At 48.7% G+C, this 16,239-nt stretch carries 15 protein-coding genes; 7 read left to right on the forward strand and 8 right to left on the reverse strand.

The window, feature by feature from the left end; translation table 11 throughout:
* Positions 1-9: 9 nt before the first annotated feature.
* Genes BUB30_RS16335 through BUB30_RS16350 form a run of 4 tightly spaced genes read right to left on the reverse strand, consistent with a single transcriptional unit; the run spans position 10 to position 4,689 of the window.
* Positions 10-909, reverse strand: a complete 900-nt coding sequence (locus BUB30_RS16335; protein ID WP_073136008.1) for an aldo/keto reductase — start codon at positions 907-909, stop codon at positions 10-12.
* 39 nt (positions 910-948) lie between these two features.
* Entirely contained in the window at positions 949-3,144 is a 2,196-nt protein-coding gene (locus tag BUB30_RS16340) for a pyrroloquinoline quinone-dependent dehydrogenase (RefSeq protein WP_245804111.1), read from the reverse strand.
* A complete protein-coding gene (locus BUB30_RS16345; RefSeq protein ID WP_073136010.1) occupies positions 3,128-3,598 on the reverse strand; it encodes a nuclear transport factor 2 family protein in 471 nt (156 codons plus the stop codon). The genes BUB30_RS16340 and BUB30_RS16345 overlap by 17 nt, the downstream gene beginning before the upstream one ends.
* Before the next feature lie 20 nt (positions 3,599-3,618).
* Positions 3,619-4,689, reverse strand: a complete 1,071-nt coding sequence (locus BUB30_RS16350; RefSeq protein ID WP_073136012.1) for an alpha/beta hydrolase — start codon at positions 4,687-4,689, stop codon at positions 3,619-3,621.
* A gap of 174 nt (positions 4,690-4,863) precedes the next feature.
* Between BUB30_RS16350 and BUB30_RS16355 the strand changes: the two genes are divergently transcribed.
* Positions 4,864-5,760, forward strand: a complete 897-nt coding sequence (locus tag BUB30_RS16355; protein ID WP_073136014.1) for a helix-turn-helix domain-containing protein — start codon at positions 4,864-4,866, stop codon at positions 5,758-5,760.
* Positions 5,761-5,831: 71 nt separating this feature from the next.
* Here the strand turns inward: BUB30_RS16355 and BUB30_RS16360 are convergent, their stop codons facing one another.
* Positions 5,832-7,127: a spondin domain-containing protein gene (locus BUB30_RS16360; protein WP_073136016.1), complete on the reverse strand. Its 1,296-nt coding sequence runs from the start codon at positions 7,125-7,127 to the stop codon at positions 5,832-5,834.
* A gap of 251 nt (positions 7,128-7,378) precedes the next feature.
* Here BUB30_RS16360 and BUB30_RS16365 point away from each other — a divergent pair, with 251 nt between their 5' ends.
* The 3 genes from BUB30_RS16365 to BUB30_RS16375 all read left to right on the forward strand — a co-directional run bounded on the left by BUB30_RS16365 (position 7,379) and on the right by BUB30_RS16375 (position 9,413).
* Positions 7,379-7,858: a YHS domain-containing (seleno)protein gene (locus BUB30_RS16365; protein WP_073136017.1), complete on the forward strand. Its 480-nt coding sequence runs from the start codon at positions 7,379-7,381 to the stop codon at positions 7,856-7,858.
* A gap of 169 nt (positions 7,859-8,027) precedes the next feature.
* Positions 8,028-8,990 carry an AraC family transcriptional regulator gene (locus BUB30_RS16370; RefSeq protein WP_245804112.1) on the forward strand — a complete coding sequence of 321 codons (963 nt, stop codon included), beginning with the start codon at positions 8,028-8,030 and terminating at the stop codon, positions 8,988-8,990.
* A gap of 66 nt (positions 8,991-9,056) precedes the next feature.
* Positions 9,057-9,413, forward strand: coding sequence for a hypothetical protein (locus tag BUB30_RS16375; RefSeq protein WP_073136021.1), 357 nt, complete (start codon positions 9,057-9,059; stop codon positions 9,411-9,413).
* 64 nt (positions 9,414-9,477) lie between these two features.
* Here the strand turns inward: BUB30_RS16375 and BUB30_RS16380 are convergent, their stop codons facing one another.
* Positions 9,478-9,939 carry a GNAT family N-acetyltransferase gene (locus tag BUB30_RS16380; protein ID WP_143164957.1) on the reverse strand — a complete coding sequence of 154 codons (462 nt, stop codon included), beginning with the start codon at positions 9,937-9,939 and terminating at the stop codon, positions 9,478-9,480.
* A 176-nt stretch (positions 9,940-10,115) separates the two neighbouring features.
* Here BUB30_RS16380 and BUB30_RS16385 point away from each other — a divergent pair, with 176 nt between their 5' ends.
* From BUB30_RS16385 to BUB30_RS16395, 3 genes are all read left to right on the forward strand, one after another.
* Complete coding sequence (locus tag BUB30_RS16385) at positions 10,116-10,583, forward strand: YHS domain-containing (seleno)protein (protein ID WP_073136025.1); 468 nt, start codon at positions 10,116-10,118, stop codon at positions 10,581-10,583.
* 73 nt (positions 10,584-10,656) lie between these two features.
* Entirely contained in the window at positions 10,657-11,070 is a 414-nt protein-coding gene (locus BUB30_RS16390) for a nuclear transport factor 2 family protein (protein ID WP_073136027.1), read from the forward strand.
* Between the two features lie 28 nt (positions 11,071-11,098).
* Complete coding sequence (locus BUB30_RS16395) at positions 11,099-11,971, forward strand: helix-turn-helix domain-containing protein (RefSeq protein ID WP_073136028.1); 873 nt, start codon at positions 11,099-11,101, stop codon at positions 11,969-11,971.
* On the opposite strand, the gene BUB30_RS16400 is transcribed toward BUB30_RS16395, so the two are convergent.
* Together BUB30_RS16400 and BUB30_RS16405 are read right to left on the reverse strand one after the other, a co-directional pair.
* Positions 11,968-13,248: an MFS transporter gene (locus BUB30_RS16400; protein WP_073136030.1), complete on the reverse strand. Its 1,281-nt coding sequence runs from the start codon at positions 13,246-13,248 to the stop codon at positions 11,968-11,970. The two genes, BUB30_RS16395 and BUB30_RS16400, sit on opposite strands and share 4 nt — an antisense overlap.
* Before the next feature lie 119 nt (positions 13,249-13,367).
* Entirely contained in the window at positions 13,368-15,977 is a 2,610-nt protein-coding gene (locus BUB30_RS16405; protein WP_178377133.1) for a T9SS type A sorting domain-containing protein, read from the reverse strand.
* Positions 15,978-16,239 lie beyond the last annotated feature (262 nt).

Raw genomic sequence — 16,239 nt, forward strand, 5'->3', positions numbered from 1 at the left:
TTCGTTATGTCACAAATCAAGTTTCCGGCTTGCTAACCATTTCACCATGGCCGGATCACGATGATCAAAGAAGGCGCTTGCTTTTTGATCGAGTGCCTGAATGGACTGCATGTCCTGGTCGCTTAGCTGAAAATCAAAAATGTTGAAGTTCTCCTCCATCCGTTCTTTGCGAACAGATTTTGGAATGGCAACGACGCCGCGCTGTGTCAACCATCTCAACACAACTTGTGCAATGGACTTGTTATACTTCTTTCCGATCGAAGCGAGCAGTTCATTTTTGAAAAGATCATTTTTACCTTCCGCAAATGGGCCCCACGACTCATGCTGCACGCCATTTTCCTGAAGGAATTTCTGTGTCTCGATTTGTTGATGAAACGGATGCGTTTCAATCTGATTGACTGCCGGAACAATCTCGTTGAAGGAGATAAGATCCATTACTCGATCAGGATGAAAATTACTTACACCGATTGCCCTGATGCGACCTTCCCTGTAGAGTTCCTCCATTGCCCTCCATGCACCATGTACGTCATTGTAAGGTTGATGAATGAGATATAGGTCAAGATAGTCGAGCTGAAGTTTCTTCAATGAGCGTTCGAATGCTCTTTTGGCTTTCTCGTAACCGGCATCTTGTATCCACAACTTCGTTGTCACGAATAATTCTTCACGCGGCACGCCACTTCTTTTGAGCGCATGCCCCACAGCTTCTTCGTTCATATACGATGCTGCTGTGTCGATCAGGCGATAACCCACCTGGATCGCTTCGTATACGCTTCTTTCACATTCATTAGGATCCGGCACCTGAAAGACCCCGAAACCCAGCACGGGCATGTCTACCCCATTATTGAGTCTAACCGTCGGGGTTGCCGTTTTATCGGCTAATGCATTACCACTTTCATTTTTTGTCTTCATATTTATTCTGCTTACTTAAAGAATTCCAAATTTACCGCCTCACGGAAGTTTGAAAGCCATGATCGATCCGGATGGGTTCTCTTTTGTTCCGCCCACCGATAAAGCAACAAACTGCTTCCCTGCAACAAAGAATGAACAGACGTTGGCATTATTAGCAGCCGGTAAAGTAGTTTCCCAGACCTGTTTGCCGGTACTTTTATCAAATGCCCATAATTTTTTGTCCTCCGCTCCACTGATAAACACCAATCCACCCGCAGTTACCATGGGCCCCGATCTTCCTAACAAGCCAGTAATGGGTCCACCCTTTTCTTGTAGTTTTTCGTCATTCGCTAAGGGGATCTGCCATACATATTCACCTGTAGAAAGATTCAGCGCGTTCAATGTTCCCCACGGACCTTTCATGGCCGGATTTCCACTCGGGTCAGACCATGTTCTGTAGCCGGTAATATTCCCGTAGTGCACGGGTTTTGTTCCGTCCGTTTTCCCGCTTGTTGCTTGCGTTACTTGGCCACCCTTTTTATCATACAAAAAAGCGATTATCGCTTGTTCCTCATCCGCAGTTACCAGCCCTTTGAAGGCTGGCATCTGACCTCCACCCATCCGTATTTTTTCGAGCCCTTCCTTTTCACCCATCTTGTCTTTGAGATTTACTAAGGATGGGAATGTAGGAGGAACTCCTTTTTTCTCCGGGCCATGACACGACGAGCAATGTTTCAGGTAGGTGGCCCGGCCTGTTTCAAACATGGAGTTGTCGCGTGCTGCAAAATGTTTGTCGAGATCTACAATGGTTTGAATCTCGGGCAAATTGTTCCCCCTGATGTAAAGGAATGAGGTGCCAGGATCGTAAGCGGCTCCTCCCCAATTGGCTCCTCCTCTCGTAGCCGGCAGCGATAGTGTGCCCTTTAAATCCGGTGGGGTAAATAAGCCCTCATATCTCACGGATCTGAATTTCTCCAGGGTGGCTTTATGATCGGCCTCGGAATAATGATTTAAATCATCCTCGGTCATAGACTGTTTCACAAATGCCTTTGGCTTTACAGGAAAAGGTTGCGTAGGCCAGGCCTCTTCACCCGGCATATTTGACGCAGGGACTTTCCGCTCTTCAACGGGGTAAAGTGGCTTGCCCGTATCACGATCAAGCACAAATACAAACCCGTGTTTGGTCACCTGGGCGACAGCGTCAATGTCTTTTCCATCTTTTTTGATCGTCACTAAATTTGGCGGAGCAGGCAAGTCATAATCCCAGAGATCATGATGCACGGTTTGAAAGTGCCATTTGTAATGACCTGTCGCGGCATCTAATGCGAGCACGCAGTTCCCGTATAGATTTTCTCCTTTTCGGTCTATCGCGTAGTAATCGTAGGAAGGAGATCCGAGGGCCAGGAACACCATGCCCCTTGCCATGTCGATGCTCAGTCCCGCCCAGCAATTAGCCCCACCGGCATGTTTGTAGGCATCGGGTGGCCAGGTTTCATAACCGGGTTCGCCGGGAAGAGGAATAGTATGGAAAGTCCATTCTAATTTTCCAGTGCTGCAGTTGTACGCCCTGATATACCCTGGAGGAGCACCATAGAGATCGGGTGTTCTTAGCCCGATAATGATCAAGTCCTTGAATATCCTTCCGGGGGTTGAAAGCGAAACGGAGATTTTTTGAGGATCATCCCTTACGCCTTCGTTCAGGTTTATTTTGCCATGGGTTCCAAACGAAGGGATGATCTTTCCAGTTTTTGCATCGATCGCCATCAAATAATTACCGGAAGAATACAAGATCCTTTTATCGTCGCCGCTCTCCCAATACGTTACACCTCTGCTCGCCGCGCTGGGCTGTCCTTCATCCAAGGTCTTACAAGACCAAATTTCTTTTCCTGTAGCGGCATCGATGGCATAAACGGTCTGCTTGCCGGAGTTTGCATACATCACGCCGTCCACTATGATAGGATTACTTTGGCTCGACACGGGCTCTTGTCCCGGTGGCAAATCATGCATCTGGAAAGTCCAGGCACTTTCCAGTTGACTTACATTTGAGAGATTGATTTGGTCCAGCGATGAGTAGCTGGAACTATGCGCGTCAGCTTTGTAGCAAGACCAGGTATTCTCGCGGCTATCGGTCGGGCTACAGCCAGCCATGCAAAGCGAAGCAAGGGCGATAGTGATCCAACAAAGATCTCGAATTGAAGTTTGTTTACGCATACCAAGTTTACTCAGATGAATACTTTCATTAATGTTTGATGACATGCGTGTCGCGCACACTGCTAAATGTCAAGGCTAACATTTTCCAGTTCTTGCCCTCTTTTTGATACACTTCGGTTACCGTAAATTCAATCTTTGCGTCACTTCCCCGAACTTCGGATTCCAATGTAATGCGGTTCCAGACAATCGCTGTTTTTCCAATAATCTCCACTGCCGTATCATGGATGGTGGCCTTCTTATACCAGATCGTTCCTGATTTAATGATCTCAAGTTCCTCGTCCTTTTTCCATGTGCCGCTCATGTGAACAAATTTTGCTTTGTCGTGAAAGAGCGCGGCAAGTTTGTCTATGTTCTTGTCCGCCATCCACTGCCACTTGTCTTTTGACAGATTGACGACTTCCTGTTCTTCTTTTGTGAAGTTTGCTGGAGTCGGGGTTTGGGCGTAGGTTGACAGCACCGTCATTACGAGTAAGCAGAGTCCGGGTATTGCTTTTTTCATCGCGTATGTAAATTGTTTTGTTATAACTTATCTAACTTCTTTTCCTTCAACCATTTTGACATGAGGTCAGCGACTTCAACGTTGTTCAAATCGGAAAAGGGAAAATGCGTGTTTCCTTTCAACCCCACTTCCGGCAGATGTACCACCGTTACATCACCGCCATGACGGTTGACCGCATCTCTCCAAAGTCTGGCCATTTCAAGACGCGCACGCCAGCCGTCTGTTCCCGGATTAGGATCGGGTTTAGCCGGAATGTTGTCTCCATAATAGATGATGATCGGAATCCTGGTCAACTTCATAAACTCTTCCATGGGCCTCCCCACGGCAGCGACCGGGCCTGACGAGCTTGCAACAGGAGTCGGGACTTCCCCTTCCGGAAAAATAAAACCGCTGCCCGGTTCATAAGACACGATGGCTTTCACGTTGCTGTTCTTGATTGCCGTGAGCCAACCAAAGCCACCGGAATGCGAGTGCGTGACCAGAATTCCCTGGCCGATCTTGTCAAACAGTTTAGACGTCGCATCCGAAATTACTCCGGGATCAAATCCACCAATGTTAGGTGCCATTTGGCGGAAGTACTGATTGAGCGTCTCGGGATCTTTTGCAAACTGTACGCCCGGAAAGTAATCAGGCCAGACGCCGAGGCGAAATGTACCAAACCACATTTGCTCGTCGGGCGTGGGAACAATTTTGACTGAATCCATGCTGCGACTGGCCCTTCCTCTTCGAGGTTGGTCGAGCACATACACTGCAAAGCCGCGCCGGAGAAAAATATTTTGATACCCCTCCCGTCCATCGGGTGTGGTTTCCCAGGTTTTCGAAAACTGCCCGATGCCATGCCACAACACCAGCGGAAGTTTCCGGGCGTTTACAGGGATTTGATAAAACACATAAGCATGATCACCATGAAAGGTCTGACCTTCCGGCGTACGCGTGATGGGATCAAAAGTGCCCGGATTTGTTTTTACTGAGCCACCGACAGCAAAGCTTCCTTGTTCTTGAATAACCATAGGCTTCGTTTGTGCATGGCTTAAGGAAGACGACAAAAGAAGGAGTGCAATGATTATGAACTTTTTGGTGATCAGTTTCATCGTTAATAGTTTGAATTGCCTTTTATGGCTAAATTCCTTGTACAAAAGTGCTACCCTCCGGGAGGAATGGGCTTATATAGATTACTGGTTTATTTACCATTTTCACTGATCCTGGGGTTCCTTGAAGGAAACAAGCCCGGAACAGCTTAATTTTGGAGTAAGATCGAGGGATTTATGGATGAGATACTAAAATTTGATACCGTCAGCCAGTACAATGACTTCAATAACAACGAGACCCTGCACCCGCTCGTGGGGGTTGTTGATCTGTCCAAGGCTGCGCCCAGAAAACTAAGACGGCTGAGTTATAATTTCTACACCGTCTTTTTGAAAGAAATTAAATGTGGTGACCTGAGATATGGATGCAATAACTATGACTACGATGAGGGCACACTGATCTTTCTGGCCCCAGGGCAGGTTATTGGCTCCGCAGGCGAAGAGTACTACCAGCCGCAAGGTTTGGCGCTTGTCTTCCACCCTGACTTTATTCATGGAACGTCACTGGGACGTCACATTCATGATTACACGTTCTTTTCCTATGCTGTAAATGAAGCGCTTCATTTATCAGAACGCGAACGCCAGATCATCCTCGACTGTATCTCAAAGATCCGCTATGAGCTCGAGCGCGGCGTTGACAAGCATAGCAAGAAATTGATCGTCGCCAATATTGAGCTATTCCTCAGTTATTGTGTAAGGTTTTACGATCGTCAATTCATTACCCGCGAGAATGCGGTGAAAGGAGTTCTCGAGCGATTTGAAACCTTGCTGAATGACTTCTTCGCCTCCGACAAACCGCAGACCGTAGGCCTTCCCTCCGTTGCGTATTGCGCCAGTGAACTCAATCTCTCGCCGAATTATTTTGGCGATCTCATTAAAAAGGACACCGGCAAATCAGCCCATGAATACATCCAGTTAAAATTGATCGACACGGCCAAAGAAAGAATTTTTGATGCCAACAAGTCGCTCACTCAGATTGCCTACGAGTTAGGGTTCAAATATCCGCAGCACTTCACCAGGGTATTCAAGCAATATGTCGGTATGTCACCGTTCGACTATCGCAATTCGATGAATTAGTAGCTGAAATTTATAAGACATAAAAAAACTGTGCCCGGAGAAATCTCCGGGCACAGCGCTTTTGTAATGTCTTACTGAAGTTTTACGCTGATGATTTTATCAATGGCAGGCAGGGTGGTGAAGGGATTCGGATTTGGCACAGCCTCGATGTGTTTGCTTTCCGAAAGTGGTGTCCCGGCCAGGTTGAACTGTGTTATGCCTGCACCCGGAAACTGGTCGATTGCCGTGCCGTCGTTATAGAGGGCGATGGTTGTGGAGATGTCCCCCTTGGTGGTCGCGTCCACACCGTCTCCCGTGGAGGCAAAAAACCAGTCATTCGAAAATCCATACATGGTGGCAATGGCAATGCGGTCTCCTTTCTGATAGGTGATGGCCTGTGTCACCATGCCTCCTTTGCCACCGTTGATCATCGGAAGAAGAACTTTCGACTCCGGGGCAGGCAATACATAGACTTCCTTCACTCCCGTTTTGACTTTCAGCGCGGCAGCCAGGATATCGGCATTGCCTTTTTGAGCGAGGTCTTTCAAGCCTTCGCCACGATCGTTTTCACCCAGTTTGTAGATCGGGTTATCGATCCCATTGTAGATCACCACCAGAACCGGCGATAGGGGTGTGAATATACCCGTGATGGTTTGCACATAGGTGTAGAGAGGTGCGTTGTTGCCCGCTTCCGCGATCGATGTGAGACCATTTGCTGTCGGCTGACCGGCGCTGTACAACGGCGCGGCATTCAGCAATTGTCCACCGGCGATATAGGAGATGGCCCACACGCCGGGGCTGAACGGTGTCTCGTTGGCCGTTCCTTTTGAAATGTTCTTCAGCGTCAAGGTGAACGTTGAGTTGCCGTTATACGCTAACATCGCTTGCATCAGTGACGAGGCCGGCAGATAGTCATTTCCCTGTGCATCCATGCCGGCCACCGCTGCAATGTTCTGGTTGTCGGCCGTGCCGGGATGCACTACGTTGGCTCCGGGTGCCTGGTTTATGCGGGTTCCATTATCCCACAGCTTCACCTGCGACGAAACATCGCCTTCGATTGGATTGCCATTGGCATCGTAAACCAATATGCCCGGGTTGGCCGGCGCGAAGAACAAGTCATTTGACCAGCCATACATGGTGGCAAACGTCACGGCCTCACCTTTTGCAGCCGAAAAACTAATCGATACGGACTGATCCGGAAAAATCAGCCCGGGTGTTCCATCGCCCTTGAAAGTTCCCGATTGCACTAAAGGCCTCGAGTCCAAAACATTCTCCACGGTTATCGTCGAAGTCTCTACCGGCCCACCGGAGTTGTCGTCGTTGCAAGCTATCGCGAGCGGTAACAACAGGCAGAGGTACCAGGCATTGCGTTTTCTTAATTGCGTCATAGTCTCTTTTGGGTTTTAATTCAGCCAAAAGTAACGCACGGCCAAAGCGATGGGAATGATCGTATTGCCCGAAGAGTTGTATATAGTGCCCGAAAGAAATTTTTCCAATGAGATTTGCCGGGTCGGCGCCGCGATGGCGGGAAAATTAATCCACACTTCGGGAACATTCGCTAATCGCCGCCACGCGCGTTCGCGCCATCTTTGCGCATGCTTAAAATCCTTACACCAAACTGGATCGAAATCTCACCGTCATGAAAACAAATCGCATCTTTTGGATTGCCCTCTTCCTTTGCACGAAAGTGTTTGCCCAAGTAGACCCCATCGACAAAAATAATCTCGGCATCGGGGGCTACGACCTGGTAGCCTATTTCAATGCCGGCAAAGCCATGAAGGGCCTTCCCGCCAACGCAACGGTCTATCAAGGCGTGACCTATCAATTTATAAACGCTGAAAACCAAAAGACCTTCGAAGCCGATCCCACACGCTATCTGCCACAATACGATGGCTACTGCGCATTGGCGGTTAGCTATGGAAAAAAAGTGTCCATCAATCCGGAGGTATTTAAAATAACGAACGACAAGCTCTATCTTTTCTATTACGGAAAATCCGGCGCCAGAACCGTGAACTCGCTCGACACCTGGAACAAGAGCGAACCTCGCCTTCTGAAAAAAGCCGACGAGCTTTGGCCTAAGGTCACGGCGTTGAAATATAAAGCCGGTGAAGGTCTTTAATCCATGCTGCTGTGATCGAGATCGCTCCGCTCTGCCGGAGGCCCGCGTGCGTTTCGTACCTGCGGCATTTTTAATCGCCCGCTTTGTCACCCGGCCGACATTCATGCTATCCGATCCCCGGTCTTTTCCCGTTAATTTTCAGCACCATCCCCGCCAACCCCGGGACCTGATGGCATTCAAAACTGAAAAAGGAAAGATCCGTCTTTCGGCAAAAATGAAATTGACTTTTTTTGACAAGGAAAAAAATGCGGAGTTTCACCTCATCATCCACGAAAAGGAATTCGAAAGGTCGTTTCATCGAAGCGACCGGAAGGATGAACTCCTCACCATTGCCTGGAACAGTGGCAAATTACAACACATTGTGGTTGATGAACAGGAATACGCTTTTCCACCCCACACGATTCTCCCCCTGATGGCGAATCAATCCTATCATTTCTCATGTCCCGAAGATGTCATCGCCTGGCGGTTTAACCGGGATTTTTATTGCATCGTCACCCACGACCAGGAAGTGAGTTGCGTCGGCTTCTTATTCTACGGGTCGTCGCAGACCCTGTTCATTGACCTGGACGAAACGCATCAGCGCAAGATCCAACTCCTGTTTGAAGTCTTCAAAGACGAATTTCAACAAGCCGACAACGTCCAGGGAGAGATGCTTCGCATACTCCTGGTGCGCCTCATTATCACCCTGACCCGGCTGGGCAAACAGCAATACACGAAGAACGAGCCTCCTGCCGACGACAACAAATTCAATCTCTTCCGTCAATTCAATCTACTGGTCGAAATGCACTACAAGCATCAACACGACGTCCAATTCTATGCGGCGGCGCTGCATCGATCGCCAAAGACCGTCGCCAACGTTTTTGCTTTATATGGCAAGAAGTCGCCCTCCCAAATCATTCATGAGCGCATTGCCCTCGAGGCCCGCCGCTTGTTCTATTATACCGACAAATCGGCTAAAGAGGTCTATACGGATCTGGGATTTGAGGACGCGTCGCACTTTAGCCGCTTCTTTAAGAAGCATACCCACGTCAGCCCGTCGGAATTTAAAAAGTCCATACTCTTAAAAAAACGACGCGGTGAATTCGCCTCCTCTCCAGGATCGATCCGCATTCCCACTCCCCTCGCCGATTGAATCTGAAGCCGGTTCATCGCATAACTCAACCTATCCTCAACGATCATATAATCCACCAAGAATCCTATGAAACTAAACTCCAAATGGCACGGTATCATTGACTATGCAGTCGTATTATTTTTGCTTTTGGCGCCGCTATCCCTCAGCCTACCCAGCCTTACCACGTTTTTTACGCTCACGCTTGCCCTGATCCACTTAGGACTTACGGCGACAACGAATTTTGAAATGGGCGTGGTAAAAATCATCCCCCTCAAAATACATGGATGGATTGAGTTGGTTGTCTCCGTTTCGTTGATCGGCCTTGCATTTTATTTAGGAACCGTAGAGGGCAGCTTAGCCAGGAATTTCTATTTGACCTTTGGGGCCGCGGTATTTGTCACCTGGTTCGTAACAGATTACACGTCTGCTCCTGAAAAGAATTGAGCACACATCATCGATAGCCTGAGTAAGCAAGGCGCCCGCCATAGATACCTGTAGGTTCCGGTGCCTACGTGAGCTGCTTTCTAAGCATTATCATATCCCTGAGCTGAATGCCATTTTCATAAATGGGTGCGGGATAATTATCGATAAAGAACCCCTTTCTGATATCAAAAATCTCAAAGCCTTCTTTTTGATATAAATCGAGTTGTCGTATCGATCCATCTCCCGTTCCAATGATAATCGTTTTATATCCGTCTATCGTCGCCCTGCGGGTGGCGTCTTCCAACAACGATCGGCCGATCCCCTGGCCTTGGAGTTTTTCGTCCACGGCGATATTCTTGATTTCAACACAATCGGCGTCGAGCGTATAAAGCACATAAACGGCGGCTGCTTTATGGTCGCGTTCAAGAATATAGACCTCCGATTGGAGGATGTACCTGTCGATCGCTTCTATTGTTTCATCGGCAAGCAGCAACAAATCGTAGGGGATTCGCCCATCTTTCCGGAGGCGTCTTATTTCTAAATTCATTTGCATGGGTTGCTGTTCAACGAGCGATGCCGTTTGTTTTCATGAACGTTCCAGACGGGAAAATTGTCCACCACGATGCGAAAATTCTCCATGTTAAGGATCTCCCTGTTCACGCACCTTTGTCCCGTCAATAACGACAGAACAAAATAAATGAACAGTTAAAACTCAACAACAAAATGAAAACAATTTCAAAAAATCTGTTTGTCATGGCGCTCCTCCTCATCAGCGCATCGATCCTTGGCCAGGTAGTCGAGCCGGTCGACAAAAACAAAATCGCCAACGGCGGTTATGACCTGGTGGCCTATTTTACGGACAACGCGGCGGTGAAGGGCAAAAAAGAATTTACCCAGGAACTAAATGGGGTGAAATATCAATTTGCTTCGCAAGAGCACAAAAATCTTTTTAAAAACGACCCTGAAAAATACCTGCCGGTATGCGACGGTTATTGCGCCTGGGGGGTTGCCGAGAAAGGAAAGAAAGTGCCCGTCAATCCGGAGACGTTTAAAGTGATCGACAACAAATTATATCTTTTCTTCAACGGCGATTTTAATGGCGCGCCGTTCAACACCTTGCCCGAATGGAACAAAAATGAGCAGAACTTATTAACGCAGCTGCCTGTTAAATGGGCAAAGCTAAAAAAATAGACCTCTTGCAATAGACCTCTTGTCAAACCGAAAGCCAGGCACATGCCTTGGCTTTCCTTTAATCTCTAAAAAAATGGAACCCAAAAGACACCCCCTTCCTCCGTTCACAATGGAGACTGCCCTCCAGAAAGTGCAGGCAGCCGAAGATGCCTGGAATTCAAAAGACCCTGAGAAAGTAAGCCTGGCCTACACCGTGGATACGGAGTGGAGAAACCGTACGGAATTTATCAACGGCCGTGAAGAAGTTAAAGCATTCCTGACCCGGAAATGGCAGAAAGAACTGGACTACAAGTTGAAGAAGGAGTTGTGGGGCTTTCGCGAAAACAGAATGGCCGTACGTTTCGAATACGAATGGCACGACCACACCGGCCAATGGTTTCGCAGCTATGGCAATGAACTGTGGGAGTTTGATGAAAACGGTTATATGCGAAAGCGTTTTGCCAGCATCAACGATTTGCCCATAGAAGCGTCGGAAAGAAAATTATAGCGTGATCCGCATCTGAAATACGTTTTCCATGAACGACCAGCCCTTCCTCACGTTAATCGATCCCCAAAACGGAAACCTGGCATTCAAAGTCCTGGGCTTCGACGACAGCCGCCACTTCGACCATGTCCAACGCAACAACTACTATTCGCTGGTCTGGATCAAAGAGGGCACAGGAAAAGTCACGGCCGACTTTGCCGAATACGGCTTCGATGAAAATACATTATTCTCATTTTCTCCGTACCAACCGTTTATGTTCGCCCCGGGCCCGATCAAAGGAGTAGCCATTCATTTTCATCCGGACTTTTTCTGTATTCACAAACATCAAACCGAAGTGGCCTGCCACGGTGTACTTTTCAATAACATCTATCAGCCTCCCTATACGCTCATCGATCAACCGTCAACGTCGTCACTGGACTTCCTCATCCAACAAATGAAGCTGGAGATGAAGGACCCGGCACTGGCCCAATATGAGATCCTGGTTTCGTACCTGAAAATATTCCTGATAACGGCATCAAGACTTAAAGCAGGCCAACAGCCCAGCATACGTGGGGCTGAAAATGAAAAACCATTTCTCCTCCAGACCTTAAAAGACAGCATTGAAAAAGATTTCAAGAAAAAGCATTTGCCCAGCGAATACGCAGAAAGCCTTAACATCTCCCCAAAAGCGTTGGCAAAGATCACGAAAAGCTATTTCAATAAAACGTTGACCGAACTCATTTCAGAGCGCATTATCATCGAAGCAAAGCGCGAATTGTACCTGACCAGCAAAACCATCAAAGAGATTGCCTACGAGCTGGGCTATGAAGACGAACACTATTTCAGCAGGTTCTTCAAAACCAATGCCGACATCTCGCCACAACTCTACCGTGAGACGGTTGGAGTGGCCAGAGGTGAAAATTAGTGCTCACGCTTCATCAACGAGCGCGCTGCCAGCAACGCCAGGATGCTGAGGGCCGCACCAAACGATAAATAATAACCCACATAAGGAAGACCATAACTCGTTGCCAGCGTGGTGGCCAAATAGGGCGTGAGCGATGCGCCCAGGATACCGGCTAGTGTAAACGACAAGGATGCTCCGGTGTAGCGAACTTCCGCGGGAAAAATTTCCGCCAACGCAGTGCCTACCGGGCCATAGTTCAACCCCATCAACAACATGCCGGTCGATTGAAACACGACGGTAACGATCAGATTGCCAGTGCTGAAGAACGGCGCCAGGAACAAACCAAAGATGAAAATGCCGATGCTCGATACCAGGAGCATATTATTTCTGCCTTTGCGATCGGCCAGCACGGCCGACACTGGAATGCCCAACGCAAAAAACAACATGGAGATCATTTGTGCGATCAAAAAGCTTTCCCGCGAATAATGCAAGGCAGAAGTTCCCCAGTTCAATGTGAAAACCGTCATGATATAAAACAAAAGGAAAGTAGTGATCACCGCAGCGGTGCCCAGGAAGATGACTTTCGTGTGTTTTGCAAAGACAGCCACCACTGGCACTTTTACCCGCTCCTGGTTATGCATCACCTTGAGAAACTCGGGCGTCTCCGTGATCCTCAGCCGTATGTAAAGTCCGACCCAAACCAGCAGTGCGCTTGCGATAAAGGGAATGCGCCAGCCATACGACAAGAACTGCTCGTCGCTCATGGTTTTGCTGAGGATAAAAAATGTCGCGCTGGACAATAAGAAACCAATCGGCGCACCGAGCTGGGGGAACATGCCATACCAGGCTTTTTTATTCTTCGGTGCATTCTCCGTGGCCAGCAACACCGCGCCTCCCCATTCGCCACCAAGCCCCAACCCCTGACCAAAACGAAATATCGCCAGCAAGATGGGCGCTAAAATACCGATGGTGTGGTAGGATGGCAAAAGGCCGATGGCAACCGTTGAGGGTCCCATCGTCATCAGGGCAGCGACGAGCGTTGCTTTGCGTCCCTTCCGGTCTCCAAAGTGTCCGAAGATCGCAGCACCCAATGGCCTGGCAAAAAAGGCCAACGCAAATGTTGCCAGCGATGCTAACGTAGCCGCAACAGGATCACCTGCCGGGAAGAACAGCTTTGGGAAAACCAATACGGCTGCTGTAGCATAAATATAAAAGTCAAAAAATTCGATGGTGGTTCCGATGAGGCTGGCGGCCAGTATGCGTGTTACGGGATTTGCTGCGCTTTGTGTTTGGGTCATAGGGACGGTGTTCGGTAAAAGCTACTTGCAAGATCACATTTTTAACGAATAATTATAAACAGAATAGGAATGAAATCACCAGGACTCGTCCCGTTGGTCGCTCGTCAATGGCGTTGAAATTATTTTTCCTTTACAATCTTGCGCGCAACGACCCCATTTTCGGTTGCTACCGATAGGATATAGACCCCGGGAGGGGTACCGCTGATATCGATCGTGTTTTCGTCCAGCCATCGAAACTGAACCTCTTTGCCCATCGTATCGACTAGCGTGACGTTGGTTTCGCGTACGGATGCGCCGGAGATGGCTACCACGTTGCGAGCGGGATTAGGGTAGACGCTGATCATTTCCGTTTTTGTTTCCGGTGCAGCGTCCAGAATAATCGAATTGAAGTCAACAAATGCTGAAGCGCCGGCAGCGTTAACGGCACGGATGCGTAAAAAGAAATTCTGATTGGCGATATTAGCCGTATCCAGCAGGGCCGTCACGTCGGCACCGGTGAGTGCAATCGCGGTGTAAACCTGTGTCTCACGGTCGAGGCGCTGAATTTCGAATCCCGTTTCGTTGTTGGCGTTATCTGACCAGGTCATTTTTATCCTGTTATTTTCGATCACGGCCTGGACATTGCTTGGCGCCTTTGGCAGACCTGGGGCGACTGTTAACCACGCGGCGCCATAGAAATGCTCACCATCGACTGACTTTATGGGGCCTGTAAGCATAAAATCGGTATCATTAATCTGGACAAGATTTGAAGGTATTCCGTCGATGGGCACTGAAAATCCAGGCATCACATTGCCTTGCATATCGACCAGGGCAAGCTTCGCTATGGGATAACCCGTGGTCTCTGTCTGCGTTAAATTGACGCCCGCCCGTTCGAACAGACCAAACACTGCGATCTTATCCTGAAATCTGGAAGCGTTATAACGTCGATTGGGAAGATTAAAGAAAAATGGGCTGAACGATTCATCTTTCTTGCCATCCGGTTTCAATCGTACCAGTTGCGTTGCGCCTCCTCCGCCAGTCGGAGATGCTACTCCGGAAAATCCATAAAAGGTTGTGCCGTCTACATTGGGTTTCTCGCCGTTACCCAGGCGAAGGTAAACATCTAATGACCCGACGTCGGTTAACGTCCCATCGGATTCGTATCGTTTAAGATATTGCTTAGAATCGCTACCATTGAGCAGCGCCATAACTTTCCCGTCTGCTTCCGGGGCTACCGTGATCAGCGTAAGCAGGTTGTTGATGTCGTGAGACACTGGAAACGCGCGGTCGAGCGAGCCATCGGGATTAAGACGAAATAACGCTTCAATACCATTACCAATGGAAAGGCTTCCACTGATCTGTACCAGCATCTTGCCATCGGTTAATAACGTAATCGTGTAGCCTCGTTTTTTGCCGTCAGCAAGAAACGCCGGCGCCTGAAAGCTGTCGTCGAGCGTTCCATCGGCATGCAGGCGAACCATGCAATACCGGGCCATCCCATCAAAGGATGTGAAATCACCGGCCACGATCAAGTTGCCGTCGGGTTGTCGCACCACCGTTCGCACGGCGTCGTTGAACAAATTGCCCGCGGTGAAGGACGGGTCGACACTACCATGATCGTCGAGCAGCACTATATTCTTTTCTGGCGCATCATTCACCCTATCGAAATCGCCAAAGAGAATCACCTTTTGCGCCTCAACCGGTACCACGCCTGAGATGGTGGCCGTCCGCGCGAGATTGGCATCGAATCCAGCAACATCGTCGCCCGTCAAATTGATCTTGAACAAATCGAGCGGGGCGTGGGTGTCCAATCTTCCGTCACTACTCAGGTAAAAGTTACCATTACCGGCATACGTGATCCAAGACCTCGGCCCACGATAAATCTTTGGTGATGCGTCATCTCTCAATCCGTTGTCCATGACGCGGCTGACGGTTTGGCCGTAGCAATATATTTCGTTGTTGATTATAAAGATTGATTGCGGGTCCATGCTTTGGAAGCCGTTAAGAAAACCAGCGTCGCGCGTTCCATCGGGTTTGAATCGACCCAGAAACTCCCAGCCGGTGTTGAGAAGGACAATGTACTGTTGGCCATCGACCATTTGAAAATCGAATTGAGTTGCACCACGATCGGTCATTTCTTTTTTAAAAGGTGTATCGGCCGACCCGTCGGTATTGAATCGTTGGAGATAACTGAAGCCCGTACTCACCACTGGATCGTATATCGCAACGATCTTACCATCGGATTGCACCTTGGTGCTGTATACGTTGCCATGTTGAAAAGATTCTCCCAAGACAAAGGATTGATCGAGGGATCCATCGGCATTCAAGCGTATCAGCGCTCCGGGAGTCTTTTCGTTTATGTGCGTACCGCCGCTGACGAGAATTTTTCCATCGGCCTGCAATTCCAAGTCGAAGACAATCCCCGGCCCCGTTGCCTGCGCGTTAAAAGAAGGATCGATCGTACCGTCAGGATTCAGACGCACCACTTTGTCAGCTTTCTTGCCGTCATAAGAGACGAAGGTTCCGGCTACCAGAATATGTTCATCGGGTTGAATGAGGATATCATTCACCTCGAAGTTCAGTTCCGGAAAGTATTGCGCATGAAAACCCGTTCCCGCAGAAAAGGAGTGATCAATACTTCCATCGGCCAGCAACCGGACGATTCCCGGAACACGCTCGCCGTCGGCGGAAGCCAGATCGCCCGCCCAAATGATAAGCCTTCCATCGGGATAGGCTGCGCCCTCTTTCACAACGACGCCGGCGGTCGTAAGCAACGGGTTGAATTCTTTTTTTAAGGTTTGCGCGCTAATGGTTATTGACGACGCAACAAGGAAAAGGAACAGTAGATTTTTTTTCATGCGTTAACGGATAAAATCAGCCTATAACGTTTTGACGACCTGTGTTCAACATCAATACGACGTAGCCGAATCGAAATAGTCTAAAAGCTAAATATAAGTGCTGTTCACCAGTCAGGATAGCGATCCGTAAGGGAAAAGCCCCAAACGGCAGCAA

Origin of the sequence: Chryseolinea serpens, assembly GCF_900129725.1 — a bacterium.
GTDB classification, from domain to species: Bacteria; Bacteroidota; Bacteroidia; order Cytophagales; family Cyclobacteriaceae; genus Chryseolinea; species Chryseolinea serpens.